The sequence below is a fragment of the Marinactinospora thermotolerans DSM 45154 genome (genome assembly GCF_900167435.1).
GTDB lineage: Bacteria > Actinomycetota > Actinomycetes > Streptosporangiales > Streptosporangiaceae > Marinactinospora > Marinactinospora thermotolerans.
Window position 1 is genome coordinate 383307 of sequence record NZ_FUWS01000003.1, and the last position, 25408, is coordinate 408714.

Below are 25408 nucleotides of genomic sequence, written 5' to 3' on the forward strand. Positions count from 1 at the left end.
GGTCCCTTCCCCGATGAGATCGCGAACGATCCTCGCTCTCGGGTGCGCCCTCGTCCTCGCCGCGACCGGCTGCGCGGGCGGCGACACCGCGGCCACCACCGAGGATCCGGTGACACTGCGCTACGCGGCGGTGGGCGCCCCGGCCGCCATGACCCACGACCCCCACGGCAGGGTCGGCAACGAGTCGGACTACCTGCGCTTCGCCATGCTCTACGACGTGCTGACGGTCCCCGACGAACAGGGGGTCGCCCAGCCGCGTCTCGCCCTGTCCTGGGAGGCAGTGGACGGCGACCTCACCCGCTGGCGGATCGCGTTGCGCGACGACGCGGTCTTCTCCGACGGCTCCCCGGTCACCGCCGATGACGTGCTGTTCTCCCTGCGCCGCATCCAGGGCAAGGGGGCCGAGAACAACGGCCGGCTCTCGATGTTCGACCTGGAGTCCTCCCGGGTCACCGGCGAACACGAACTGGAGCTACGCACCCACCAGCCCTACGCCGAGGTGGGCGGCGCCCTGGCCGCCCTCACCTTCATCGTCCCCGAGGGCACCGGCGAGATCACCGAGCCCGTCCCCGGCTCCGGCCCGTTCGCGCCCGCCGGCGGCGACGACACCACCGCCGTCCTGGAACGCAACGACGCCTGGTGGGGGCAGGCGCCGCGGGTGGAACGCCTGGAGATCACCGCGATGCCCGACCCCGCGGCGCGCGCCGCGGCGGTCGCCTCCGGGCAGGCCGACGTGGCGGGCAGCGTCTCCCCGGTCAGCGCGCAACAGTACGCCGCCGACGAGACGATGCAGGTGGTCACCCGGCCGGCCTCGGTGAACTACCCGCTCGTCATGAACCTGGAGACCGAGCCCTTCGACGACCCGCGGGTACGCGAGGCCGTCAAGCTCGCCCTGGACCGCGAGGAGCTGGTGGAGACCGTCTTCCTCGGCTACGGGACGCCCGGCACCGACGTCGTGTCCCCGGCGGAGGCCGCCGCCCCCGAGCCCCGGCCGGTGGAACGCGACGTCGAACAGGCCCGCGAGCTGCTGGCCGAGGCCGGCCACGAGGACGGCGTCTCCCTCACCCTGCACACCACCACCTCCTACCCGGGCATGGAGGACGCGGCCGTGCTCGCCGCCGAGCAGCTGGGGGAGGCCGGAATCGACGTCACGGTGGACAGCGGCCCGCCCGACACCTACTGGAGCGAGGTGTGGAACGTCGAACCGTTCTACCTCAACAGTCTCGGCGGCAGCGCCTTCGTCGACTTCGCCCGCATGGCGCTGGTCACCGACGGCCCCATCAACGAGACGGGCTGGGCCGAGGAGGAGTGGGACGCCGACCTCGCCGACGCGCTGGCGACGGCCGACGATGAGGAGCGGCGCGCGATGATCGCCGACCTCCAGCAGCGTGTCGCGGAGGAGGGCGGCTACGTCGTGTGGGGGGTCGGCGACGGCATCGACCTCGCGCGCGACGAGGTGAGCGGGCTGCCCACCGGCCTCGGCTTCCAGCGGCTGTTCATCGACCAGGTCGACGTGGCCGGCTGATGGACCTCGGTCCTGTGACCCGCCCCTCCCGCCCCGCCGCTGCCCGGCGGGGCGGGAGGGGACCGGCCGTCGCCGTGGCCGTCGCGCGGACCCTCCTGCTGCTCTTCCTGGTGTCGGTCGCGGTGTTCGCCGCCACCGAGCTGCTTCCCGGCGACGCCGCGACGCAGCGCGCCACCCCCGGCGCCACCGAGGACCAGGTGGCCGACCTGCGCGAACGGCTCGGCCTGGACCAGCCGGCCTGGTGGCGCTATGCCACGTGGGCGGGGGGACTGCTCACCGGGGACGCCGGGGTCTCCCTGGTCAACGGCCGACCGGTCGCCGAGGCCATCGCCCAGCGCGTCCCGGCGACGGCCGTGCTGGTCAGCGGGGCGCTGCTCCTGGCGGCGCCGGCCATGCTTGTGCTCGGCTGGTGGGGCGGTGCCGCCCGGCGCGGGCGGACGGTGGCCGCGGCCGTGCTCACCGGGGGCGCGGCGGTGCCCGCGGTGGTGGTCGCCGGCGGATCGGCCGCGCTGCTGTCGGGGGCGCTGGGCCTGGTCCCTCCGGTCTCGCTGCTGCCACCGGACCGTTCCCCGCTCGCCGTGCCCGAACTGCTGGTGCTGCCCGTGCTCTCCACCGCCGTGCCCACGGCGCTGTTCGGCGCGGGACTGCTGGCGGGCGCGGTCCGCGACACACTCGCCCGCCCCCACGTGGCCGACGCGCACCGCAGGGGCCGCCCGGTGTGGCTGGTGGCCTGCGTCGACGTCGCACCGTTCCTGCTCGCCCCCTTCACGCGGATCCTCGCGATCAGCGCGGGCGGCCTGGTCGCCGCGGCCACGGTCGTGGAGACCCTGTTCGGCTATCCCGGGCTGGGGTCGCTGCTGGTCACCTCCGTGGCGGCGCGCGACCTTCCGGTGATCCAGGCCGGCGCGATGCTGGCGGCCGCGGTGGTGCTGGCCGGCCTGCTCGCCGCCGACCTCGTCGCGGCGGCCACCGACCCCCGCGCCGGCCGGACACAGGCAGGGGCGAGATGAGGGCGCTGGGTGTCGCGGTGGCGGGGGTGTCCCTGCCGCTGCTGTTGGGCGTGGTCCTCCTGGGGGGCGTGCTGGCGCCCCAGGACCCCACCGCGTCGGTGGCCGCCGCCTGGCAGCCGGCCGGGCCGGGGCATCCGCTGGGCACCGACGGGCTGGGCCGTGACGTGTGGTCCCGGGTCCTGGCCGGTGGCCGTGACCTTCTCGTCACCGGGGTGGCCGCGGCCCTGGCCGCCTCCCTGGTGGGCGTGGCGGGCGGGCTCGCCGCGGGGTGGGCCGGCCGGACCTGGGACCGGGTGCTCACCGGTGTGGCCGACCTGCTGCTCGCCGTCCCCACGCTGCTGCTGGCCCTTCTCGCCGCCGTCACCCTGCCGGGCCGGGCCGCGGTCGTCGTGGCCACCGTGTGCGGAGGGGCGCCGTTGACGCTGCGGGTGGTGCGTGACGCGGTCCGTTCCCTGCGGCACAGCGGCTACGTCGAGGCGGCGTTGTGCCGGGGGGAGCGGCCCGTCGCCGTCGTGGTCCGCGAGGTGCTGCCCGTCATGCGCGGGCTCGTCGCCGCGGACCTCGGCCTGCGCCTGGTGGTCGCCCTCCAGATCGCCTCGGCGCTGAACCTGCTGGGGTTCGGTGTCTCCCCGCCGGCCCCGGACTGGGCGCTGATGCTGCGGGAGAACATGCCGGGGATCGCGGCCAACCCGGCGGCGGTGGCCGCCCCCGCCGTCGCCCTCGGCCTGGTGACGGTGGCGTTGGCCCTCGCGGTGCAGACGGTGACGCACCACAGGGGCTCCGATGGGTGAGACGCCGGCCGTCACGGAGACGGCGGGGCGGGGAGAGGCGGGGCGAAACGTGTCGGAAGGACTCGACGTCCGCGGGATCCGGGTGGTGGACGCGGGGGGACGGCCGATCGTGGGGCCGCTGGACCTGCGGGTCCCCCCGGGACGGGTGGTGGCCGTCATGGGGGAGTCGGGCGGTGGAAAGACCAGCGCCGTCCTCGCGGCCCTGGACGCGCTTCCCCCCGGCCTGCGCCGAGCCGGCGGAACCACGTGGTGGAACGGGCGTCCGGTGCCGCCCGGCCGCGCCGCCCGCCGATGGCGCAGGGCCGAGGCCGGTCTGCTCGGCCAGGACCCCGCGGCCGACCTGCACCCGTTGCGGACCGTCGCCGGTCTCGTCGCCGACGGGTTCCCCCGTGGCCGCGACGGTCGCGGCGACGCCGTTGGCCGGGTCCTCGCCGAGCTCGGGTTGGACCCGCGGGAGGTGGCGCACCGCCGCCCCCACCGGCTCTCCGGCGGCCAGGCCCAGCGCGTGGCGCTGGCCCGCGCCATCGTCGGCGATCCACCCCTGCTCGTCCTCGACGAACCGACCAGCGGACTCGACCCCGCCACCGTCGAGCTCGTCGTGGGAGTGCTGCTGCGGCGGCGCACGACGCCGGGGGCGGCGACCCTCGTCGTCACCCACGACCGGGGTTTCGCCGAACGTGTCGCGGACGAGGTGGTGACGGTCGGCGCGCGGCCGGCCCCGCGCCGCGAACCGGCCACCGCGCCACGGCGACGGTCACGCGGCGAGCCGGTGGCGCTGCGGCTCCGCGGTCTCGACGTGGCCCCTCCCGGAGGTGGACCGTCCCTGTTGACCTCGGTCGACCTGGAGATCGGCCGGGGCGAGCTCGTCGCCGTCGTGGGGCCGTCCGGCAGCGGCAAGTCGACGTTGCTGCGGGCCGTCGCCGGACTGCACCCCCCGACGGCCGGCACGGTCGAGGTCGAGGGGCGTGCCCTGCCCGCCCGGGTGTCCGACCGCGACCGCTCGTCGCTGCGCGCGGTCCAGTTCGTCGGACAGGACCCGCTGGGGGCGCTCAACCCGGCCCACCGTGTCGGTGCGGCGCTGGCCCGGCCGGCCCGGGTCCTGCGCGCGCTGCCCGCGGCGCCGGCCCGGCGACAGGCGGAGGAGCTGCTCGCGGAGGTCGGCCTGTCCCCGCAGGTGGCCCGCCGCCGCCCGCGCGGACTCTCGGGCGGGCAGCGGCAACGTGTCGCGATCGCCAGGGCGCTGGCGGCCGGTCCCGCAGTCCTCCTCGCCGACGAGGTGACCTCCGCGCTGGACGCGGTGAACGCGCACGCGGTCCTGGACCTGCTGGAGGACCTGCGCGCGCGCCAGGCCATGGCGGTGCTGTTGGTGACCCACGACGTCACGGTGGCCGCCCGGGCCGACCGCGTGTTCGCGATCGACCCGGAGCACGCCCGGTTGCTCCCCGTCGGCAGCGCCGCGGACGCGGCGGCGCCGGACCGTGACGGCCGGGGACGACGGACACCCGAGAAAGATGAGAAGGAGAACGCCGATGCGTGAGTACCGGGACGACTATGTCCGATCCGGCGAGTACATCGACATCCTGATCGCGCCTTGGTGGCAGCGGTTCGGGCGGGACGTCGCCGAGGCGCTGCGCGGCGTCGACGCGCAGGCCGGCCCCCTGGTCGACATCGGGGCCGGCGGCGGTCAGGGAACGCGGCTGGCCGCCGAGGTCCTGCCGGAGGCCGAGGTGCTCGCGGTCGAACCCTCGCCGTTGTTGCGGGGCGTCCTGCTGTCGCGGGTGGCCGAGCGGCCGGACCTGCGCGAGCGGGTCAGCGTCGTGGCCGAGGACCTGCTCTCGGCCCGCCTTCCCGAGCGGATCTGCGGCGCGCTCGCGATGAACGTGATCGGCCACTTCGACCCTGATGGTCGCGAACGTGTCTGGTCCCTCCTCGCCCGCCGGCTGTCGCCCCGGGGACGGATCGCGCTCAACCTCAGCGAACCCCTCCGGCCCGCGAGGGTGCCCCGCGCCCCCATGGGGGAGGCGCGGGTGGGCCGTGGCCGCTGCGTCGGCTGGGCCGCGGCCGAGCCCTCCGGCCCCGAGAGCGTCACCTGGTACATGGAGTACGAGGTCCACGACGGGCTGGGCGGGGTGCGCACGAGCCGGACCGACTACACCTGGTGGACCCTTGACGAGGCGGGTCTGCGAGCGGAGACGGCCCGCCACGGGTTGGCCGTGTCCGCCTTCGGCCCCGCCGGCGCGGGCTTGTTCGTCCTGTCCCACGGGCGGGGGTGACCACCCGCGCCGTCCCGGGGACGGGTGATCGGCGCCCTCGTGACCAACGGGCGGCCAGGTCATACCAAAGCCCTTTTTCGGAATATGTCAGGAAAAACCCGGGGTCGCGTGGTGAACGCCCGGGTACCACGGCCCACGAGCCGGAACACGGAAAGTGGACCGGTCGTCCGGTGACAGCGACGGGAGAAACGGATCGGGGGCGGTTCTCATGGCGCCGCAGAAGGCAGCGCAGGAGTTCGTCGGTCACAAGCTGCTCGACCGGGAGGGGAACAACGTCGGAAGGATCGAGCAGATCTACTTCGACGACCGCACGGACAAACCCACCTGGGTGTCGGTGCAGACGGGCATGCTGGGCCGCCGGCACAGCCTCGTCCCGTTGCAGGGGGCGCGCGTCAACGAGGGCGACCTGATGGTCCCCTTCGACAAGGAGCGGATCAAAGACGCCCCTGACCTCGACGTCGACCGCCACCTGTCGGTGGAGGAGGAGAATCGTCTCTACCGGCACTACGGGGTGCAGGTCCCCGGGCCCCGGCGTGGCATGCAGGACCAAGGGGACGCCCAGGGGCGGCACGCCGCGGGCGCGGCGGAGGAGACCGGAATGGCCGGCCGCGCCACGGGCGAACATGGAACGGACACCCGCGCCGCCAACGCCCGGGCCATGAACGCCGAAGCGGCCGACGCCCGGACCGCCGAGGCCGACACCCGGAGCGGACGGGGACGCGCCGACGCCATGGCGGATGAGGACATCACCATGGTGCGGTCGGAGGAGCAGGCCCACGTCGGGGTCGAGAGCCGCGAGAGCGGGCGGGCCCACGTGCGCAAGTCCGTCGACACCGAGCACTTCGAACAGGACGTCCCGGTGTCCCATGAGGAGATCCACGTCGAACGGGTGCCCCTCACCGACGAGGACCGGGCCACCGCAGGGAACGCGCAGATCGGCGAGGAGGACGAGGAGATCATCCTGCACGCCGAGCGCGCGGTGGTCGCCAAGGAGACCAAGCCGGTCGAGAAGGTGCGCATCTCCAAGGAGAAGGTCACCGACGTCCAACACGTCGAGGGCGAGCTGCGCAAGGAGCACGTCGAGGTGGACCGCGAGGCCGATCACCTGACCGAGGACGACTACCGGGGGCGGCGCCGCCCGCCGGCCGGTTGACCGGCCACCCGAGGGGGCCGGGTCCGTGTCCCGGCCCCGATGCGCGAGCCGATCGGCCGGACTCGGGGGCGTGCGCGGCGGCCGTTCCCAAGGCGCGGTGCGCGGCGTAGCCGTCCAGGGCGGCCGGGGCGCGTAGCCGCAGCGGATCCCGGTGGCGCGGTCCCCGTCCCCGTTCGGCGGGTTCGGCGCGGACCCGACCGGGATCGGCCGTGGCGCGCGGTTCCCCGGCACCGCTCACACGGCGGGGAAGGGGAGCGGGCCCGTCTGAGCAGGGCGACGCCCCGGGCCTTGAGCGGTTCCGCCTCGTCGTAGCGCCGGTATCCGGTGGACCGCTCCCGATGGGGGGCGAGCGGTTCGCGCTTCTCCCAGAGCCGTAGCGCCGAGGTGCGCACCCCGGCGAGGCCGCGACCGTCGCCGATTCCACGGCGGCGGACTCGAACGCGCTGAGCGCCGTCTCGAAGTCGGCCCGTTCGCGCGTCCGGTTCGGCGCGACCGCGATCGACGGCCCCGATCTGCACGGTGCCGGGAAGGCGTCCGCCCCTCAGCCGGTCGGTCAGGGCCGCGGCGCGCGGCCCTTCCCGCAAAGTTCGCGGGGTGGTGTCACGGCCGACGGTGTGCGGGCCGCGAGCGGGCTGTGCCCTCGCGCTCGCCGTCATGACACGACCCCGGCCCACCCCAGGGCGTCGCTCCGCGAGGCGGGGCGAGATGTCAAGATCCTGGTCCCGGAGGACGTCAGGGCGGGGTGGTGCCTCCGGTGGCGCGCCGGCCGCCGTCCCGGTCTCCGGCTGCCAGGGGACGACGCTCGCCCGAGGAGGCGTTGTGGGGCCGCCGTCCTTCCCGCATGTGGACCGGGATGGCCCCTGGCCGCTTCTTCGAGATCGTCTGGACCGGGACGGCGGGGACGGCGGAGCGAGACGGTCGTCCTCTGCCCGGTCAGTGGGACAGCCCGGCCACCACCCACATCAGGGCCGTGCCGGCCAGCGTGCAGGCCAGCGTGGCGCGGTTGGGGTGCGGGCTGTGGGCCTCGGGCAGGATGTCGGAGGTCGCCAGGTAGAGCAGGAACCCGGAGAAGAGGCCCAGGTAGAGCCCCAGCAGGTGGTCGGGGACGGTCAGGACGAGGGTGAGGGAGGCCCCGGCCACCGGGGCGAGGGCGTCGGCGGCGACGAACACCGCCGCGCGGCGCCGGTCGTTGCCGTAGGTCCTGACCAGGGTGTAGGTGTTGAACCCGTCGGCGAAGTCGTGGGCCACCACCGCGACCGCCACGGCCGCCCCCACGCCGCCGCCGATCTGGAAGGCGGCGCCGATCGCCAGCCCGTCCATGAGGCTGTGCAGCACCATCGCGCCCGCCGCGGCCACGCCGATGCCCCGTTCGGGGGCTCCCCGGGGCGGGGTGGCGGCGACCGGGTGGGTGTGCGGGGCGTACTCCCCCTCGTGGGCCCGGTGGATGGCCACCGATCGTTCGACGACGTGCACGGCCAGGAAACCGACCGCCGCCGCCAACAGGGCCTGTGGCACCCCGAACAGCTCCCCACCCGCGGTCTCCAGGGCCTCGGGGAGCAGGTCGAAGGCCACCACGCCCAGCATCAGTCCCGCGGCCAGGCCCAGCGCCAGGTGGCGGCGGTCGCCGGCGTGGCGCGCCGTCCAGCCGCCGAGCAGGGTCGTGAGAAAGGCCGCGGCGGCGACGGCGACGGCGATCACGGCTTCCTCCCGTTACGTCGAGGCCGTGGGGCGGGGCCCGTGGAACGCGCCCGGTCCGGCCGGGTGCGCGCGAGTCTAACCAGGTCGGGGCGGCGTCGCCGGTCGACGTGCGGGGCCGGCGGGAAACGGACGGCCGTCCCCGCGCAGGGGGCTTCCGCGGCCGGGTTCCCCGGCGCCCATCCATCTGTATGATAATGAAAATCGTTTTCATTAGGAGGGTGGGTGGAATGCGACAGGAACGTCCGATGCGGGTGGTGGTCGTGGCCGGCAGGCACCGCGAGGCGCGCGCCCGCACCGTCGACGAGCTGCTCCTGGCCGAGCCCAGGGCGGTCGCCGTCCACCACGATCTCGGGCGGGTCGCCGAGGGAGTGGTCCACCGGATGGTGCGCGACCGCTGGGGCGTGGTCGACGGCGCGCGCGTGGCCGCCGTGCCCTCCTGCGTCTCCTGCACCCTGCGTGAGGACCTGCGGCTCTTCCTGGAAGGGCTCGCCGCGCAGGGGGAGCACCCCCTGTGCGTGGTCGAGCTGGCGGACGCGGTGGAACCCCGGGCCGTGGCCGAGTCGATCTCCGCCTGGGAGGGTGAGGAGGACGCGCGGGGGCGCATCCACCTGGCCGCGGTCTGCACCGCGGTGGAGGCGGGCCTGCTCGCCACCGACCTGGCCGGTGACGCCGCGCCCCGCGGCCGCTCCCCGTGGACGGCCTCCCGTGGGGAGGGCGACACCGTCGCCGAGGTGGTGGCGCGACAGGTCGAGTACCCCACGCTGCTCACGCTGACGGCCCCGCGCGGCGGCCACGCCCTGTGGGAACAGGGGCGCGCGTTGCTGGAACACCTCAACCCCGCGGCCCTGGTGCTGCCCCCGGTGGGGGAGCGGCTGCTGCGCGCCACCCGTGGACGCTTCTCGCCGCGCACGGCCGCCGCGCGCCTGGACCCCGCCTGCGCCCAGTACCCCGCCTCGCGCCGCACCGGGCGGGTGTCCACCATGACGTGGCGTCGAAGGCGCCCCCTGCATCCCGAGCGTCTGCACGCCGCCCTGGAGCGGCTGGCCGAGGCGGCCCCGCGCAGCCGGGGACGGTTCTGGTTGGCCGGACGGCTCGACACGCTGCTGACGTGGGAGGCCGCCGGTGGCGCGCTCGCGATCGGCGCGGCCGGACCGTGGCTGGCCGCGCTGCCCGACACCGCCTGGGCGCTCGTCTCCGCGCAACGCCGCATGTCGGCGCGGGTGGACTGGCATCCCGTCATCGGTGACCGCGGCCAGTGCCTGTCCTTCACCGGGGTCGACCTCGACGCCGGGCGGATCGCGGAGGTCCTGGACTCCTGCCTGCTCACCGACGAGGAGATGGGAGACCCCGGCCACACGCGGCCGGCGGCCCACGACCCCTTCGCCGAGGTGCTCGGCGGCGTCCGCTGACCGTCGCCGTCCGGCCCCGTCCCCGAGGGGCGGGGCTCAGCCGGTGGTACGCCGAAGGCCCGCCACGATGATGTCCACGGCGAGCTCGAAGGTGCGGTCGACGTCCTCGGCGCCGCGCTGGCGGCCCAGCTCGTCCCTGCTCTCGGCCGTGACGAAACCCGAGACGAAGGAGTACAGGGCCTCGCCGGTGGCGGCCAGGTCCTCCTTGGGCACCCCGGCGGCGAGGAGGGTCCGGCACAGCGCGCCCCACATGCCGTCCTCCCTGCCGATCATCTCGGGGTGGACCTGCACGTAGCTCCACAGCGCCGGATGCAGCCGCGCCAGCGAGCGGTAGGTGTGGGCCAGCGCGCGCAGCCGATCCTGCCAGGCCGAGCCGTCGTCGGGAGGCGGTTCCAGCCGCGCGACCACCAGGGAGCAGACCCCTTCGAGCAGCGCGGTCTTGTTCTCCACGTGGTGGTAGAGCGACATCGGGTTGACGCTGAGCTCGGCCGCCAGGCGGCGCATGGTCAGGGCCTCGACCCCGCCCGCGTCGATCAACCGTAGCGCCGTGGTGAGGATCTCCTCCCGCGTCAGGGGCGCTCCCCTGCGCGCATGACTTGCCATACGTCGTATGGTACCGTCTGGCATACGGTGTATGGCTGGAGGGCGCGGAAGATATCCGGCCCTCGGAAACACGAGGAGTCCCATGACGGTCACCGAGATCCCCGCCCCCCGCGGCCTCCCGTTCGTCGGCAACACCTTCCAGATCCCGGCCCACGCCCCCAGCGCCTACTTCAACTCCCTCGCCGCCGCCCACCCCGAGGGGATCTACAGGGTCACGGTGCTCGGCCAGGAGATGCTCCTCGTCTACGACCCCGACCTGGTGGCCGAGGTCTGCGACGAGAGCCGTTTCTACAAGTCGATCGACCCGCCGCTGTCGATCGTCCGCGACTTCGGCGGCGATGGCCTGTTCACCGCCCGCCGCAGCGAACCGGTGTGGGGGCACGCCCACCGCATCCTGATGCCGGCCTTCGGGCAGCGCTCGATGAAGGCCTACTTCCCGCAGATGCTGGAGATCGCCGACCAGCTCGTCGCCTCCTGGCGCCGCCGCCAGGGCGAGGAGATCGACGTCAGCGACGACATGACCCGGCTCACCCTCGACACGATCTCCCTCACCGGCTTCGACTACCGTTTCGACTCCTTCGACTCCCCCGAGCTGCACCCCTTCCTCCAGGCGATGGGCCGGGCCCTCACCGAGGCGATGCTGCGCAGCCGGCGCCCGCCCTTCGTCACCCGGTTCATGAAGCGCCAGGAGCGCGGCTACCGGGCCGACATCGCGACCATGCGGGAGCTGGTCGACGACATCATCCGGCACCGCCGCCAGGAGGGCCGCGCGGGAGGCCGCGACCTGCTCGGCCTCATGATGGAGGCCGCCGACCCCAAGACGGGGGCGCGCCTGTCGGACGAGAACATCCGCAACCAGGTGCTGACCTTCCTCATCGCCGGGCACGAGACCACCAGCGGGCTGCTGTCCTTCGCGGTCTACAACCTGCTGCGCAACCCCCACGTGCTCGCCCGCGCCTACGCCGAGGTCGACCGCCTGCTGCCGGGGGAGGAGCCGCCCACCTACGAGGCGATCATGCGGCTCGACGTGATCCCGCGGATCCTGGACGAGACGCTGCGGATCTGGTCGCCGATCCCGGCCTTCAGCGTCAAGTCCTTCGTTGACACCACGCTGGGCGGCCACCCCGTCCCCAAGGGCCGCAAGGTCGTCGTCCTGCTCCCCTCCCTGCACCGTCACCCCAAGGCGTGGGACAGGCCCGAGGAGTTCGACATCGACCGATGGCTGCCGGAGAACCGCGCCGGCCACCACCCGGCCGGCTACAAGCCGTTCGGTAACGGGCAACGGGCCTGCATCGGCCGGCAGTTCGCCCTCACCGAGGCCCGGCTGGCGCTGGCCCTGGTCCTGCGCTCCTTCGCGATATCCGACCCCCACGCCTACCGGATGCGCACCCGCCAGACCCTCACCCTCAAACCCGAGGGGTTCACCATCAGGGTCCGCGAACGCCGTCCGCACGAGCGGGCGGCCGTCGTGCCGGCCGAACCCGAACCCGAGACCGGCGGCGACGAGGTGACCGTGACCGGCGTCGCCCTCACCGTGGCCTACGGGTCCAATCTGGGCACCGCCGCCGACGTGGCCGAACGCCTGGCCGAACGGGCCGGGCGCTCCGGGTTCACCACGACCCTGACGACCCTGGACGAGCTGGCCGCCGCGCCACCCGGGGAGGGTGTGCTCGCCGTGGTCACCTCGACCTACAACGGCAAGGCGCCCGACAACGCCCAGGACTTCGACGCCCTCGCCGCGCTGCCCTCGATGAAGGGGGTGCGCCTGGCCCTGCTCGGCTGCGGCAACACCCAGTGGCCCACCTACCAGGACTTTCCCCGGCGGGCCTTCGACAAGCTCGTCCGGGCGGGCGCCGAGCCCCTGCTCGAACGCTGCGAGGCCGACACCGACGGCGACTTCGACGGCGCCGTCTCGGAGTGGACCACACGGCTGTGGGCCGCCCTGGCCGCCCACTACGGCACGAGCGCCGCGCAGGAGGGGCCGCGCTACACGATGGAGGTGCTGCCCGAGACCGAGGTCCGGCCCGCCGTCGTCTCCGCGAACGCCGTCCCCCTGACCGTGGTCGCCAACGAGGAGCTCACCGGTGACCCCGAGGGCCTGTGGGACTTCGAGCTGGAGGCCCCCCGGCCCGGCGTGCGCTCCATCGTGGCCGAGTTGCCCGAAGGGACCGCCTACACCGCCGGCGACCACCTCGCCGTCTTCGCCAAGAACGACCCCACGGCGGTGGAGCGGGCGCTGCGCCTGCTGCGGATTCCCCGCGAACAGGTGGTGCGGCTGCGCGCTGAGGGGAGCAGCCACCTGCCATTGGACACGCCGGTGACGGCCGGACTGCTGCTGAGCGAGTTCGTGGAGTTGCAGGAGACGGCCACCCGCGCCGACCTGGAGACCCTGGCCGCGCACACCGCGTGCCCCTGGACGCGGGGGGAGCTGGCCCGGCTGGACTACGTCGAGGACGTCTTGACCCCCCGTGTGTCGGTGCTCACCCTGCTCGAACGCTTCCCCGCGATCGAGTTGCCGCTGCCGGTCTTCCTGGAGATGGCCGGACCGATCCGGCCGCGCTACTACTCGATCTCCTCCTCAGCGCTGGCCGACCCCGGACGGGTGCGCATCACCGTGGGCCTGGTCGAGGGGCCGGCCCTTTCGGGTGCCGGCCACTACCGGGGGACCTGTTCGGCCTACCTGGCCGGTCTGCGCCCCGGCGACGTCTTCTACGGCTACGTCCGGGTCCCGGCGCCGGCCTTCCGGCTGCCCGCCGATCCCGCGACGCCGCTGCTCCTCGTCGGGCCCGGAACCGGGTTCGCCCCGTTGCGCGGATTCCTGGAGGAACGCTTCCTGACCGGCGCCTCCGGCCGGGTCGAGGTGTTCTGCGGCTGCCGCCACCCCGAGCACGACTGGCTGTACCGCCGGGAGCTGGAGGAGTGGGAGCGCGCCGGGGTGGCCCGGGTCCACACCGCCTTCTCGGCCGTGGAGGGGCACCCCCACCGCTTCGTCCAGGACGCGCTCGCAGCTAAGGCCGACGTCGTGGGCGACCTGCTCGACCAGGGCGCGCACGTCTACGTCTGCGGCGACGGGGTGCGCATGGCCCCCGCGGTCCGCCGGACCCTCGCCCGCATCCACCACGACCGTACCGGCGGGGACGGTGAGGCCTGGATGCGCCGCCTGGAGGCCGAGGGCCGCTACCACCAGGACATCTTCGCCTGACGGCTAGAGAGCGTCTTGAGCTGCGTTCATGATTCGGAACCACTAGGTCGCGATGGACGCCGATGCCTGCTTTGTCACCGCCAGCAGACCGCTGTCCGGCAACCGTAGCCGGGCATGGGACTTCGGTGCGAAGACCGTTGTCGGCCCCTCTTGAAGATTGCCGACGGCAACTACCAGGGGGGGCCGGCCTGGTTGTTCCGTACTACCACCGACGCCAGAACAAGAACAGAAACAAGAACCCGCCTTCCTGGCAGGAGAAGCGCAACGCCTTGTATCGCTGATTCTGCGCGGATGAAGAGCAGGAAGTTTTTGTGGGATTTTTCAACTCAGGGGGACGGGGTTTCCCTTGCTATATTCGGCTCACCGCCCGCGCAGCCTCATTATCGTCGGATGATGAGGTAAACGAGTAGGCCATCCATTATGTCCCGGAGTGTTTACGGGAAACTGTCTAAAGTGACCTGTCTTCTTGAGAAGGCGGAGGTGAGGGGTGAACAGAGGCTTCATGCGGGCCGTAGGGTGCCCCATCGTCCAGAGGGCGGCTTGCCTCCCAGGCTCTAGAAAATAAATGTAAAGCAAAGTCGTACATTAGGCTGGGTCGTTGCGTGTAAACGCAAGGTGAGTTTCTGCCGTGTTCAGATGGCCTGTAGAAGGTTATGTAGGCGGCCTCGTCTGTTGCGATCACTCGACACATGTTTGGGAGATCGTAGAAGCGGATAGCGGTGTTCTTTGTTTTGCGAGCGATCTCGGATAGGTATGTTAAATTCGCGTTCACTTGCTCGGCGAGTAACCCTGGCCGGAACCCTGGGTCGATTTTCTGGATTTCTTCCTCTCTCTTTGTTAGCCATGATTCTGGACCGCCTTCTGGATCAGGCAAGAGGATTCGAGTGCTCTCCAGTCGTCCCGCTGACTTCGTCCATAACGAAACGAAGGTGTCACGTGTCAGCGCATTTCCTCGACCGGCCATCACCCATAACCAGCGTGCGTTGTTAAGATCGAGGGCTAGATCCCGTTCGGCTTCTCGCTGCTGGTCGTAGACATAGTGGATGCCTAGTCCGGTCAAACCTGCCAGTCGAGCTACGATTCTGCGGCGGATTCCTCTGGAGAACAGCCAGCCGAGGGTGACGGTGAGCGCTGTAGCTATGATGGAGCTCAACACACCGATAATGAATTCGTTCATTCCTACCTCCTCCTGGAGGCAGGGGTTCCTCCCCTGCCCCTGGCAGCTTAGAATCTAGATAAGGTAGGGAATGAGTGCCTTCAGTGTCGCCGCGGCATTAATTGCTGCTACTTTATGGTGGTCATCGTTCTTTGTGGCGTCTGCTTTATCTGAGATTCCACGCACGACTAGCCATTCGGGTGCGCCGCTGCTGATTGCGGAGTTTTCTTGAGAAAACTGAGTGATCGCTCCAGCCTCCATATCCACTGCGAGAATTTTGTCGTTATAGGAGGTCAGATATTTCTTGATCCATCCCCTATCGTCTGTCACGACTGCTTCTCCGGAGCCGATCGGACCAGTGAAGACGCGAAATTTTCCTGTCGCTGTAGTGAGGGTGGCTGGCTCTTCGTGATCGGTGAAGAAAGCGTTCACCGAATGCAGTATGCTTGCAGGGGATTCCCGTTCTTCACCGCGGGGCTGTACGCCTTCATGGCTCTCCCTTCGTAGGTCGTAGTAAACGACTCGTGTGGCAACCACAACATCGCCGACGGCGACACTGCTGTGGATGCCTCCCCCAATCCCGACGAGTGCCGTGATCTTAGGAGAAAAGCACCTGCGGAGATTCTCCAATGCACCCATTGCTGCTCTTTGTCCTTGGGAAAGTGCTCGGATTACGGCTACCCTAGCTACACCCTCCCCTGTGTCTATTTCTCCTTTATAGAAGCGTAGCGGTCCGACCTTCTGAGATCTGCGGGGGATTCCCAATTCGCTAACGACTGCGGCGGCTTCCTCTGCGAGTATGGTGACTATGCCGATATGACACTCCTCTTCCATTCTGTTGGGAAAATTAATTCGGCTGTGATCGTGTGATTCTCCTATTGATGCGCCGTCTCCCACGGCTGAACTGTATACCTGTGTGGTTCCGCTTAGGTTCATGATTCCGCTATTAGTGATCTCGCGAATATTCTCGCTTTTCATTTGTTCTCCGTGTCCTGGCTTTGGTTGCCCTGGTCGTCAGGTTTCCCTGAAGATTCATTACGGGTGCGAGAGTTACGGCCAATCGCGGAGTTGTTTACTTCTGTCTTGCCGCCCATGTTCAAGACTCCGCTGTTGATAATGTTGACGGCCTGCTTCTTGAAGGTGGACGTGTCCACCTCGTGTGTCTCCAAAAATTCTTCAGTGGCTTTCAGAATCCACTGTTCGATGATCTTCATTTGGTCGAAGATCACATCATGATCCCGTTGGGAGATCTCAAGCCAGTCTTGAGAGGCGTTCTCGCGAATGCTTATCCTGGGACCTATATGGATGCCCCGACGTGGTCGGATCGAGCGGTCCTTCCTGGACCAAAGAGCGCAGATTAGGAAAATGGGTGCTTGGATGAGTCGAGGGGTTCGCCGGATTGTGCTCGGGAGCCCCACCACCTCTCGTAAGGCCGAGCGGGCGACTGCGAGCTTGCCGTGCTCTGCGTAGGCATCAATTTTCCGGTGATCGTCGAGGGTTCGGGTTAGAGCGCAAGAAGAAAATTCCAGGCTTAGAGTCCGGCTTTTGATGCTTACTCGCAGGAAAACCGTCGTGATTAACTCGGCCTCTGCGTAAGGGGCCGTGATCACAAGGAAATGGTCGGCTTTTTCATCGGGGTTGTCGATTATTTCCGCAAGACGGTCTGGGGTCAGTGGTTCTGTCAGGAGGCTACGGTCTTTCGAAACGTCGGTTTCGGCAACGTAGACCCGGTCGGTGACTTGTAAACCGCGCATGCGGCCGCTGCCGGTTCCACTGTCGAGCCCTTTTATTGTTGTCCGAAGATGATCGACTAGTTCATGTGCATTGAATGGGAGAGAGTTATGTCTCCTCTGTGTCATCCCTTCGTTTCCGGGGCGAAGTAATTGTACGGTCAAGGGTGGGATCCAGCGGTGTACCAGTTCACCACTGCCGATGAAGGGGGAGCGGAGGTCATTCTCTTCAGGTGAGAGAAACCTGATTTCCTCATACTCTTCTCCCCCTCTTCCTTCAGGTCGGCGATAGACGGTGCAGCCGTGGAATTGCTGGGCGTCCACTGCCCTCTCGCGAGAAGTTAGGGAAGAAGGGCGTAGCGTTGGATTCGCATGTATGTGATTCAGCAAGAGCTGCCGTATAGCTCCGATGGTAGCGGCTAGCATTACTACGCCGAATAGGATCGATATGAGGCCGGGAAGGGCGCTCTCTAGCGATTCGTTGAGCAGGCGGGACGCTATCCAGGGAAATATAGATGTGGCTGCTCCGGCGCCAAGTGAAGCTTTCAGCCACCGGATTCTTTTGCGTAGCCTTGTTGAATCGTTCCACCTTCCATTCTTCCGGGTCCGCTCTTGCCATTCCTCTGCGGTCAGGGTCACTTTCAAACGGATGATCTCTGGAGCGGTACGCAATATGAACAAGAGCAGAGAGCAGAGGATGAAACCCGTTGCTGCCAGTGTGGCGGCGAGGCGGTGGCCGAGGGACCAAGTAAGAAGGAGGATTCCGGGAACCGCGGCCAAGAGCGTGGTTTCCAGCGCCCATGCGTGCCACGCGTGCCTCAGGACTGGCACCAGGTCGAAACCGTAAGAGGGAGCGACCCGGCGATAGGGGGCGTTGTGCACCTTGCGGATAACAAGATCACGAAAAGGACGGTCAACGTAGGTGCCCGCGCATAGATGGCGGGTCACTGCGGTCTCTCCTGACTGGGAGACCGCTTCTTCTGTGGTCGGCGTCGCTTGGGTGTCGCTCATGAACTCCCCAACACCTCACTGGTTAAGGTCGCCTTGACTTTAAGTGGGTTTGAGGTTCTGGTCAAGCTGACCTTTAGATTGAGGGATGATGAGTGCTACAAGAAGGACAATTGGCCATAAAGAGCCCATGTCGGTCACGGTGGACTTGGTGATCTTTACGATCCGTGACGATGTGCTTCAGGTGCTTCTGGTCGAACGGGGGAACGAGCCTTTCGCGGGCTGTTGGGCTCTGCCGGGCGGCTACATGAGAAGTAACGAGACCCTAGATGGGGCCGCGCGGCGCGAGCTGTACGAGGAGACGGGAGTCGATGTTGGCCGGCTTCACCTGGAACAGTTGAGGGCTTACGGTGACCCTGGCCGTGATCCACGAGGAAGAGTCGTTACCGTGGCTTACCTGGCGCTCGGTCCCGATCTTCCTGCTCCGGTCGCGGGTACAGATGCCAGATCTGCGCGCTGGACTGCTGTCGCGAGCGCCCTTGACTCAGGAATGGAGTTGGCCTTCGACCACGCGGTGATCCTTGCTGATGCGTTGGAAGGGGCGAGGAGGCGTCTGGAGTACACGACGGTTGCGGCGGCTTTCTGTGTGGAGCCCTTCACTGTCAGTGAGTTGCGCCGTGTGTATGAGATCATTTGGGGCTTCCCTCTGGACCCGAGTAATTTCCGTCGCAAGGTGACCCGAACGGAGGGATTCCTCGAAGCGACAGGAGAACGCCGGATGCTCGAGTCGGGGCGTCCTGCAGCGCTCTACCGCAGGGGGGGCGCAGAGGCCCTCGTTCCTCCCCTCCTGCGCCACTTCAGCGATGGCTGACTTAATGACACCTAGTGGTCTTTGATCTGTGGCGATAGGGGCGAGTCCGCTGTGATGTCGCTTAGCGCTATGGCGAGTGCTCCGCCCCGGGGTCAGTGGCCGGGGCCGTCGTCCAGGGGGAGGGCGGCGGCCAGGCCGTCCAGGACCCGGTCGAGCTGCCAGGTGAACACGGCGTCGCGGTCGGGGTGGCGCTCGGCCTCCTCCACCATGCGGGCGAAGCGCGGGTGCCCGCCCGAGGCGAGGATCCGGCGCAGGTGGGACAGCGCCGCGGGGGCCGGGGAGACGTCGCCGGAGCCGGACCAGGCGCGTGTCATCGGGGAGGTGCTGGGCCGGCCGGTGCGCTTCGAGGAGATCCCCCGGAACGGGTGCGCGAGCTGCTGCGCGAGGAGGACCGGCCGCCGCACGCCGCCGAGGAGATGGTGTCCGCCTACGCGCGCTTGACGGCCCTGCCCGCCGCCACCACGACGGCCGTCCAGGAGATCACCGGGGCGCCGGCGCGGACCTTCCGGCAGTGGGTGGCCGACCACCTGGACGCGTTCCGCTGACCCCGGACCCGGCGGGTCCGGGTCCGGCGGAAACGCGGCGGTTCACCGGGTTCCCTCCGTCTTTGCGTAGGGTGGTTGCGCCCCGCCATGGGGCCCGCGCCGTCACGTCCGCGTTTCGTGGGTCCGGGCCGTCGACGGTGCCCGCCCTTGCAACCGGCTGGAGGAGACGACGCAATGCCGCGACGCAGCACCGTCATGACCCTGCTCAAACGCGCCCTGCTCGCCGTGGTCGCTGCGGAGGTGGCGGTGGTCGCCACGCTCATCGCGATCGATAGCTGGCGCAAACGGGTCCGCCCCAAGCGCACGAGCTTCCCCCGCTCCGCGCCCAAGGAGATGCCCGTGGGGGAGACGACGGTCACCGTCTACGCCTACGGCGAGGACCTCTACCGCGACATGCTCGACGCGATCCGCTCCGCGCGGCACCGCATCATGTTCGAGGTGTTCATCTTCAAGGGCGACGCCGTGGGACGGGAGTTCAAGCGCGCCCTGATCGAGGCCGCGGAGCGGGGCGTGGAGGTGCACGTCATCTACGACGGGTTCGCCAACCTCGTCGTGCCCCGCTCCTTCTTCCGCTTCCCGCCCTCGGTGCACGTCCTCCGCTACCCGGCGTTCCGCCCCGGGGTGCTGCTGCTCAACGTGCGCAAGTCCGGGCGCGACCACCGCAAGATCCTGGTGGTCGACGGCGAGATCGGCTTCATCGGCGGCTACAACGTGGGCCAGGCCTACGCCACGGAGTGGCGCGACACCCACCTGCGCCTGCGGGGTCCCGCGGTGTGGGAGTTGCAGAACGCGTTCTGCGACTTCTGGAACGCCAACCGCGGGCCGGGACGCCCCCGCCTCGACGACATGGGCACCGAGCACTGGGACGCCCGGATCCGCACCCACCGCAACGTCCCCGAACAGCTCATCTACCCGATCCGGGCCATGTACCTGGAGGCCATCGACAAGGCCAAGGACCACATCTACATCACCCAGGCCTACTTCATCCCCGACCAGGCGATCCTGCGCGCGCTCCTCGCCGCCGCGCGTCGGGGGGTGGACGTGCGGGTCCTGATGCCGCGCAACTCCAACCACGTCGTGGCCGACTGGCTGTCGCGCGGTCTCTACGCCACCCTGCTGCGCGGCGGGGTGGGACTGTGGCTGTTCGAGGACGCGATGGTGCACGCCAAGACCGCCACGATCGACGGCCGCTGGTCCACGATCGGCACCGCCAACGTCGACCGGCTCAGCCTCACCGGCAACTACGAGATCAACGTGGAGATCTTCGACGACGGGGTGGCGGCCCACCTGGAGGAGGTCTTCCACAACGACAGCACCAACGCCCGGGTGTTGACGATGGCCGAGTGGAACCGCCGTCCCCTTCCCGCCAAGATCGGGGAGACCATCCTGCGGCCGCTGCGGCCACTGCTGTGACCGGAGGCCCGGGGCCGGCCGCGTCGGCGGCCGGCCCCGGGCCGTTGGGTCAGCCGGTGGCGACCCGTCCCGGCTCCACGGTCAGCGTCGCGCCGTCGGAGAAGGTCACCGTCAGCGGCGCCGTCCCGGCGTTGAACGCCACGTGGGTGCGCCGTCCCTCCTTCTCGAACACCGCGTAGTGCGGGGTGTCGGCGGTGACGGAGGTGTCCACCCGGCCCAGTTCGGCCAGGGTCGACACCCACTGGTAGGTGTGCGCCTTGGACTCCCCGGCCTCCGGCTCGTAGGTCTGCCACTGGGCCTCGAAACGGGCCAGCGCCGCCGGGCCGTCCGACAACGCCAGGTGGGCCCAGTGGATGTCGCGCCACACCTGGGGTTCGCCGCCGAGGCGTTCGCGCAGCGACAGGTGCATCGCCGCGGCGTGCTCGGGGTCGTGGCCCAGGTACAGCGAGGCCGCCGTGATGGGCAGGTAGTTGATCCCGTACAGTTCCTCGGCGCCGCCGGCCCACCAGATGGCGTAGTGGCCGCCGTCGCCCCAGACCATGCCCACGACGTCGTGGCCGAAGTTCTCGGGGAAGGTCTCGCCCCCCTGGTTCTGCCAGTAGGTCCCCATGGCCGATGCCTGCGTGGTGTACATGAAGACCCCGAGGTCGCGGATCTCCTCGTCGCCGATGAGGGAGCCGAGCAGCGCCGTCGCCGAGGCGAAGTGGATCCCCTCGGAGGAGGACTCCTGGTTGTTGCCCGCCGCGAACCCGGCGTGCCCCGACGCCCAGCCGTGCCCGGCGTAGGGGGAGAAGGAGCGCATCCACGGGAACATCGGGTCGTCGCGGTCGGGGTTGGCGACGTCGCGCAGCACGGTCTTCACCATGGCGCCCCAGCGGTCGTCGGAGATCCAGGCGCGGTCGTAGCGGGCGATGGTGGCCGCCGCGGTGATGAAGTAGCCGTAGTGGAAGTCGTGGTCGTTGATCTGGTCGTCGGAGCCGAAACTGGCCGGGTAGCCGGTGAGGGTGTCCCACTGCCCGTCGTAGTGGAACTGGGCGCGGTCGCCGTCGCCGCCGGCGGTCAGCCAGTCCTCCATCCTGGTCCTGATCAGGCCGAGCAGCCGGTCGCGGCCGTCGACGTAGCCGATGGAGTCGGCGATGGTGACCAGCTGGGACAGCCGGCCCAGGGCCTTGCCCGTCCAGTAGGTGTCGGTGGCGCCCTTCCACGGATCGGCCGCGCCGAGTTCCTGGTCGATGAGGGTACGCAGCCGCGCCTGGTCGGCGGAGGCGACCGTGGGCAGGTTCGGCAGGATCCCGTGGGTGGTGAGCGTCGTGGAGAAGGAACCGCCCTCCACCACGGTCATGGTGCCGCGCGGCGAGGGGTAGGTCAGCCCGGTGGACGGGGTGGTCGCCGCCCGCGTCTGGTGCGGGTACATCGCCATGAGGGTGCCGGTGCGGTCGCCCTCCTTGGCCTGGGTGGTCACCCGGTAGGTGGTGCGCAGTTCGGCGGCGCCGGGATCGTGGTCGTACTCCAGGGTGCTGCCGGTGACGAAGGAGTAGGCGTAGCCGGCGTACAGGTCGAAGTCGGCGGGGCTGGGCAGCAGCGCCACCGAGGCGTAGGAGCCGTCGGCGGTGAAGGTGGTGCCCGATCGGGTCCAGCTGCTGGAGGAGGGGGCGAAGATCGCGTAGTGGGAGTCGCCGACGGTGACGCCCAGCTTGCCGCCCTGCTCGGCGAACACCTGGGGCGGCGCCGCGAACTCCACCTCGATGGGGCCGCCGCTGACCTCGGCGTAGGCGAAGGGCAGCCCCTGCCCGATCGTGGTGCGCAGGCGGCGGGTGGAGTCCGACAGGTCGGCGGTGACGGTCCAGTCACCGTATCCGGCGACCTTGGCCCCTGAGGCGTTGAGGCCGGCGACCCCCAAGGTCAGGTCGGTGGTGTGTGGGTACTCGTACTTGGTCCCGTCGGGGATGATCACCGGTTCGGGGGTGTGGCCGATGCCCAGTCCGCCGGCGGAGGCGCGGTAGGACAGCGGGTGGGCGAAGAGGTTCTGGCCGAACCTGGCGTCGTCGTAGCGCGGGAAGATCAGCGAGGACCACCAGTCGTTGGTGACGATCGGCTGGTCGAAGTCCGCGGTGACCTGGGGGACGGCCGGGGTGCCGGATTCGGTGGAGGGACCCCGGGATCCGGCGGGCCGGGTGGTGGTGTAGCTGCCGGAGCCGACGGTGATGATGTCGGCGGCGGCCGGGGCTGCGGGGGTGAGCAGGGCCGCGACGACGAGCGCGACCGTGGCGCCGGCCGTGGCCCGCCGCAGGGCACGGGGGAGGAGGGAACGTGGGACTCGCATGGGCGGCCTCGCGAACAGGGGGGAAGTGGGGTGCCATGGCACCCCTCCGTGCAGGGAGCGCTCCCACCTCATGGGACTCGGAAGCCCCGCCGATGTCAACGGATGATGTCCGTTCTGTTACTGCTACGTTACCCTGCGTCCCTCGGTGGGGCGGGGCTCACCCGCCCACCGGCGCCGCGTGGTCCGGGGCGGGGATGAGGGGCCAGTTCCGTTCGACGAGCGCGTCGGGGTCGCGGCGGCGCAGGTAGGCCTCGAAGGAGGCCGCCTGTTCGGCCCGCCAGTCCGCCTGGGCGGTGTGCAGGTCCTCCAGGGCGCGCGTGGCGAGTTCCTCGTTGTCGGCCGCCAGGCGCCAGGCCAGCCGGGCGGCGGCCAGCGCGTCGGCGGGCGCGCCGTGGGCCTGGCCGTCGAAGGCGACGCCGTGGTGGGCGCACACGTCGGCCAGCCGGCGGCTGCCGCGCCGGAAGCGGTCCAGGTGTTTGTCGATGACGAGCGGGTCGATCACCCGCAGTGTCCCGCCGGTCAGGACGTCGCTTGGGTGGCCGTGGCGGCGGGCCTCTCGTTCCAGCAGGGTCAGGTCGTAGGGGGCGTTGTAGACGACCAGGGGGACGCCCCGGGCGGCGACCTCGGTCAGCGCGGCCAGGATCTCGCCGATCACCTCGGCGGCGGGCCGGCCGTGGGCGCGGGCGTGGTCGGTGGTGATGCCGTGGATCGCGGTCGCCTCCTGCGGGATCTCGACACCGGGGTCGGCCAGCCAGGTGGTCGGCGTCATCGCCCCGCTGGCGCCGTTGATGCGCAGCAGGGCGGCCGAGACCAGGCGGTCGGACTCGGGATCGGTGCCGGTGGTCTCGGTGTCGAAGGCGGCCAGGGGGCCCAAGTGCCAGCTCATGTGCTCTCCGGTGAGGGGACGGATCCCCATGACGCTACCCGCAGGCGGGGACGTCCAACGGGCCGCCTCGCCGGACGCGCCGTGTCCGTCCCGGGGCCGGCCGCGCGAGTCCGGCTTCTCGCCGGCGGGCCGAGGAGGGCACGGGGAGGCGGGGCCGGCCGGTGCCGGGCCGGGCGCGGACACCGCCCCGACGTTTCGCGTGGAGGGGACGGCCCGCTCGGCGGGCGGTCCGGTGGGGGACGGCGTTTCACGGGACGGGTCATGGCGCCATCGGCCGGCCACGTCGAGGCGGTTCACGGTGGTGCGGCCGGCGCGTGCCGGTGGCCGCGGCGGCGCCGACCGTGGACCAGGCCGGTCCGGTCGAGAGGACCCGAACCGGGGTTCGGGGACGTCGGCTCCGCCCCGCGTTCCCCGGAGGGCTCCGGCGGCGGGATCCACCCGTCGCGGGGGCACCGACCCCTTCCGAGCCGCACCGGACCGCTGGAAGTCCCACGATCGGCAGGGGGCCTGTCAGGCTCTTCCCGGGAGAGCGCGCCTATCGGGCCGATCGCCGGGGGTGACCGGCCCGATCCGCACAGGGACCCCGGGGTGGCCGGCGGGACTCGGCTCCACGGGGTCCTCGCTCACGCGGCGGCGTCGAGCAGGGCGAGCTGTTCGGGCGACAGCTCCAGGTCGACGGCCTGAGCCGAGTCGGTGATGCTCTGCGGGCGGGAGGCGCCCGGGATGGGGATGACGGTGGGCGACAGGGACAGCTCCCAGGCCAGGCACACCTGCTGGGGGCTCACCCCGTGTTCCGCGGCGACCTGGGCGAACACCTCGTGGCGCTGCGCGAGCCGTCCGGCGTTGGCGATCCCGCCCAGAGGGCTCCAGGGCAGGAACGCGATGCCCGAACGCGCGCACAGCTCCAGCTCGCCCCTGCTGGAGCGGAAGGCCGGGGAGAACTGGTTCTGCACCGCCGCCAGCCGGCCGCCCAGCACCTCCTGGGCGGTGCGGATCTGCCCTTCGTCGGCGTTGGAGATGCCCGCCATGCGGATCACGCCCTCGTCCAGCAGCTCCGCCAGGGCTCCGATCGTCTCCTCGTAGGGGACCCGGGGGTCCGGACGGTGGTGCTGGTAGAGGCCGATCGCCTCCACCCCCAGCCGGGCGGCCGAGGCCTTGGCCGCGGCCTTCAGATGCTCGGGACGCCCGTCCAGGTCCCACCCGCCGTCGGGGGTGCGCACGTGGCCGCCCTTGGTGGCCACCAGCACCCGGGAGGTGTCACCGCCGTAGGAGGCGAGCGCCCGGGCGACCAGCTCCTCGTTGTGGCCGATGCCGGCGCCCTTGGGCTGGTAGGCGTCGGCGGTGTCGATCAGCGTCACCCCGGCGTCCAGGGCGGCGTGGACGGTGCGGATCGCGCGTTGCGGCTCGGGTCCGCCGTCCACCGACAGTGGCATGGCCCCCAGGCCGATCGCGCCGACCTGGACCTCACCCAGGGTGCGTTGTTCCATTCGGTCTCTTCCCTTCGAATCCGTGTTCGCCGTCGGCCCCCGGAGGGATTCCCGGGACACGCTACCTCGCGCGGGACGGCGGAGCTCCCGCGGAGGTCCGATGGCGGCCGGGCCGTTCCCGGTGCCGGCCGCGCGAGCCGGGGTGATGGCCGGTTCCCCGCCGCGGGGCGCTTCCAGGTACTGTCAGGGCCTCCCGCGCCGCCCCGGCCCGTGGTGACCTGGTGGCCGGTCAGGGGGTCTTCCGCGCGCCGGGGTACGGCCGCGCGGGCCGCCGCGCGTTCGCTCCGAGGACGGGAGCGGCGTACGCCGGTCCGAGGGGCGGTCGGATAGCGTCGACCCGACGGGCGGGGGAAGGCCCGGCCGGAACCCGCGACAGGAACGCCGA

21 protein-coding genes are annotated in these 25408 nt (G+C 70.6%); 11 read left to right on the forward strand and 10 right to left on the reverse strand.

Going from position 1 to position 25408, the window contains the following annotated elements:
• The first annotated feature begins 13 nt into the window (after window positions 1-13).
• The 6 genes from B5D66_RS07235 (at window position 14) to B5D66_RS07260 (ending at window position 6752) form a co-directional block, all read left to right on the forward strand.
• Window positions 14-1525, forward strand: coding sequence for an ABC transporter substrate-binding protein (locus tag B5D66_RS07235; RefSeq protein ID WP_078760854.1), 1512 nt, complete (start codon window positions 14-16; stop codon window positions 1523-1525).
• 74 nt (window positions 1526-1599) lie between these two features.
• A complete protein-coding gene (locus B5D66_RS07240; RefSeq protein WP_235000827.1) occupies window positions 1600-2535 on the forward strand; it encodes an ABC transporter permease in 936 nt (311 codons plus the stop codon).
• Window positions 2532-3326 carry an ABC transporter permease subunit gene (locus B5D66_RS07245; protein ID WP_078760856.1) on the forward strand — a complete coding sequence of 265 codons (795 nt, stop codon included), beginning with the start codon at window positions 2532-2534 and terminating at the stop codon, window positions 3324-3326. The genes B5D66_RS07240 and B5D66_RS07245 overlap by 4 nt, the downstream gene beginning before the upstream one ends.
• A 49-nt stretch (window positions 3327-3375) precedes the next feature.
• Window positions 3376-4863: an ABC transporter ATP-binding protein gene (locus tag B5D66_RS07250; RefSeq protein ID WP_235000828.1), complete on the forward strand. Its 1488-nt coding sequence runs from the start codon at window positions 3376-3378 to the stop codon at window positions 4861-4863.
• The gene (locus B5D66_RS07255) at window positions 4856-5599 is read left to right on the forward strand and encodes a class I SAM-dependent methyltransferase (protein WP_078760858.1); all 744 of its coding nucleotides are present in this window, start codon (window positions 4856-4858) and stop codon (window positions 5597-5599) included. The genes B5D66_RS07250 and B5D66_RS07255 overlap by 8 nt, the downstream gene beginning before the upstream one ends.
• A 208-nt stretch (window positions 5600-5807) precedes the next feature.
• A complete protein-coding gene (locus B5D66_RS07260; RefSeq protein WP_078760859.1) occupies window positions 5808-6752 on the forward strand; it encodes a DUF2382 domain-containing protein in 945 nt (314 codons plus the stop codon).
• Here the strand turns inward: B5D66_RS07260 and B5D66_RS26540 are convergent.
• Together B5D66_RS26540 and B5D66_RS07270 are read right to left on the reverse strand one after the other, a co-directional pair.
• Entirely contained in the window at window positions 6719-7408 is a 690-nt protein-coding gene (locus B5D66_RS26540; RefSeq protein ID WP_078760860.1) for a MerR family transcriptional regulator, read from the reverse strand. The genes B5D66_RS07260 and B5D66_RS26540 overlap by 34 nt on opposite strands.
• Window positions 7409-7685: 277 nt before the next feature.
• Window positions 7686-8450, reverse strand: coding sequence for a ZIP family metal transporter (locus B5D66_RS07270; protein ID WP_235000829.1), 765 nt, complete (start codon window positions 8448-8450; stop codon window positions 7686-7688).
• A 227-nt stretch (window positions 8451-8677) separates the two neighbouring features.
• Between B5D66_RS07270 and B5D66_RS07275 the strand changes: the two genes are divergently transcribed.
• Window positions 8678-9859, forward strand: a complete 1182-nt coding sequence (locus B5D66_RS07275) for a GTP-binding protein (protein ID WP_235000830.1) — start codon at window positions 8678-8680, stop codon at window positions 9857-9859.
• Window positions 9860-9895: 36 nt separating this feature from the next.
• Here the strand turns inward: B5D66_RS07275 and B5D66_RS07280 are convergent, their stop codons facing one another.
• Window positions 9896-10462: a TetR/AcrR family transcriptional regulator gene (locus tag B5D66_RS07280; protein WP_159457230.1), complete on the reverse strand. Its 567-nt coding sequence runs from the start codon at window positions 10460-10462 to the stop codon at window positions 9896-9898.
• Window positions 10463-10544: 82 nt separating this feature from the next.
• Between B5D66_RS07280 and B5D66_RS07285 the strand changes: the two genes are divergently transcribed.
• Window positions 10545-13664, forward strand: coding sequence for a bifunctional cytochrome P450/NADPH--P450 reductase (locus B5D66_RS07285; RefSeq protein ID WP_078760863.1), 3120 nt, complete (start codon window positions 10545-10547; stop codon window positions 13662-13664).
• 448 nt (window positions 13665-14112) lie between these two features.
• Here B5D66_RS07285 and B5D66_RS07290 read toward each other — a convergent pair whose 3' ends face one another.
• From B5D66_RS07290 to B5D66_RS24960, 3 genes are read right to left on the reverse strand one after another with little or no spacing between them, the layout of a single operon-like run.
• Window positions 14113-14841, reverse strand: coding sequence for a hypothetical protein (locus B5D66_RS07290; RefSeq protein ID WP_200813554.1), 729 nt, complete (start codon window positions 14839-14841; stop codon window positions 14113-14115).
• A gap of 54 nt (window positions 14842-14895) precedes the next feature.
• Entirely contained in the window at window positions 14896-15798 is a 903-nt protein-coding gene (locus B5D66_RS07295; RefSeq protein WP_078760864.1) for a 5'-methylthioadenosine/S-adenosylhomocysteine nucleosidase, read from the reverse strand.
• Window positions 15795-17561 carry an MFS transporter gene (locus B5D66_RS24960; protein WP_144390014.1) on the reverse strand — a complete coding sequence of 589 codons (1767 nt, stop codon included), beginning with the start codon at window positions 17559-17561 and terminating at the stop codon, window positions 15795-15797. The genes B5D66_RS07295 and B5D66_RS24960 overlap by 4 nt, the downstream gene beginning before the upstream one ends.
• A gap of 127 nt (window positions 17562-17688) precedes the next feature.
• Here B5D66_RS24960 and B5D66_RS07300 point away from each other — a divergent pair, with 127 nt between their 5' ends.
• The gene (locus tag B5D66_RS07300) at window positions 17689-18369 is read left to right on the forward strand and encodes an NUDIX hydrolase (protein WP_235000831.1); all 681 of its coding nucleotides are present in this window, start codon (window positions 17689-17691) and stop codon (window positions 18367-18369) included.
• 92 nt (window positions 18370-18461) lie between these two features.
• Here B5D66_RS07300 and B5D66_RS07305 read toward each other — a convergent pair whose 3' ends face one another.
• Window positions 18462-18683, reverse strand: coding sequence for a hypothetical protein (locus B5D66_RS07305; protein WP_078760865.1), 222 nt, complete (start codon window positions 18681-18683; stop codon window positions 18462-18464).
• Between the two features lie 51 nt (window positions 18684-18734).
• Here B5D66_RS07305 and B5D66_RS07310 point away from each other — a divergent pair, with 51 nt between their 5' ends.
• On the forward strand, window positions 18735-18914 hold the full coding sequence (locus B5D66_RS07310; protein WP_078760866.1) for a hypothetical protein: 180 nt from the start codon (window positions 18735-18737) through the stop codon (window positions 18912-18914).
• 174 nt (window positions 18915-19088) lie between these two features.
• A complete protein-coding gene (locus B5D66_RS07315) occupies window positions 19089-20327 on the forward strand; it encodes a phospholipase D-like domain-containing protein (protein ID WP_078760867.1) in 1239 nt (412 codons plus the stop codon).
• 49 nt (window positions 20328-20376) lie between these two features.
• Here B5D66_RS07315 and B5D66_RS07320 read toward each other — a convergent pair whose 3' ends face one another.
• From B5D66_RS07320 to B5D66_RS07330, 3 genes are all read right to left on the reverse strand, one after another.
• On the reverse strand, window positions 20377-22650 hold the full coding sequence (locus B5D66_RS07320; RefSeq protein WP_078760868.1) for a glycosyl hydrolase: 2274 nt from the start codon (window positions 22648-22650) through the stop codon (window positions 20377-20379).
• A 157-nt stretch (window positions 22651-22807) separates the two neighbouring features.
• Window positions 22808-23536, reverse strand: a complete 729-nt coding sequence (locus B5D66_RS07325) for an exonuclease domain-containing protein (RefSeq protein ID WP_078760973.1) — start codon at window positions 23534-23536, stop codon at window positions 22808-22810.
• 623 nt (window positions 23537-24159) lie between these two features.
• Window positions 24160-25023, reverse strand: coding sequence for an aldo/keto reductase (locus B5D66_RS07330; RefSeq protein WP_078760869.1), 864 nt, complete (start codon window positions 25021-25023; stop codon window positions 24160-24162).
• Window positions 25024-25408 lie beyond the last annotated feature (385 nt).

Excerpts from the sequence above, each read along its gene's own strand:
- B5D66_RS07245 (WP_078760856.1), top strand. The coding sequence starts at position 2,532 with ATGAGGGCGCTGGGTGTCGCGGTGGCGGGGGTGTCCCTGCCGCTGCTG.
- B5D66_RS07275 (WP_235000830.1), top strand. The coding sequence starts at position 8,678 with ATGCGACAGGAACGTCCGATGCGGGTGGTGGTCGTGGCCGGCAGGCAC.
- B5D66_RS07330 (WP_078760869.1), bottom strand. The coding sequence starts at position 25,023 with ATGGAACAACGCACCCTGGGTGAGGTCCAGGTCGGCGCGATCGGCCTG.
- B5D66_RS07295 (WP_078760864.1), bottom strand. The coding sequence starts at position 15,798 with ATGAAAAGCGAGAATATTCGCGAGATCACTAATAGCGGAATCATGAAC.
- B5D66_RS07260 (WP_078760859.1), top strand. The coding sequence starts at position 5,808 with ATGGCGCCGCAGAAGGCAGCGCAGGAGTTCGTCGGTCACAAGCTGCTC.
- B5D66_RS07235 (WP_078760854.1), top strand. The coding sequence starts at position 14 with ATGAGATCGCGAACGATCCTCGCTCTCGGGTGCGCCCTCGTCCTCGCC.
- B5D66_RS07300 (WP_235000831.1), top strand. The coding sequence starts at position 17,689 with ATGTCGGTCACGGTGGACTTGGTGATCTTTACGATCCGTGACGATGTG.
- B5D66_RS24960 (WP_144390014.1), bottom strand. The coding sequence starts at position 17,561 with ATGAGCGACACCCAAGCGACGCCGACCACAGAAGAAGCGGTCTCCCAG.
- B5D66_RS07325 (WP_078760973.1), bottom strand. The coding sequence starts at position 23,536 with ATGAGCTGGCACTTGGGCCCCCTGGCCGCCTTCGACACCGAGACCACC.
- B5D66_RS26540 (WP_078760860.1), bottom strand. The coding sequence starts at position 7,408 with ATGACGGCGAGCGCGAGGGCACAGCCCGCTCGCGGCCCGCACACCGTC.
- B5D66_RS07315 (WP_078760867.1), top strand. The coding sequence starts at position 19,089 with ATGCCGCGACGCAGCACCGTCATGACCCTGCTCAAACGCGCCCTGCTC.
- B5D66_RS07280 (WP_159457230.1), bottom strand. The coding sequence starts at position 10,462 with ATGGCAAGTCATGCGCGCAGGGGAGCGCCCCTGACGCGGGAGGAGATC.
- B5D66_RS07285 (WP_078760863.1), top strand. The coding sequence starts at position 10,545 with ATGACGGTCACCGAGATCCCCGCCCCCCGCGGCCTCCCGTTCGTCGGC.
- B5D66_RS07305 (WP_078760865.1), bottom strand. The coding sequence starts at position 18,683 with ATGACACGCGCCTGGTCCGGCTCCGGCGACGTCTCCCCGGCCCCCGCG.
- B5D66_RS07290 (WP_200813554.1), bottom strand. The coding sequence starts at position 14,841 with ATGAACGAATTCATTATCGGTGTGTTGAGCTCCATCATAGCTACAGCG.
- B5D66_RS07255 (WP_078760858.1), top strand. The coding sequence starts at position 4,856 with ATGCGTGAGTACCGGGACGACTATGTCCGATCCGGCGAGTACATCGAC.
- B5D66_RS07320 (WP_078760868.1), bottom strand. The coding sequence starts at position 22,650 with ATGCGAGTCCCACGTTCCCTCCTCCCCCGTGCCCTGCGGCGGGCCACG.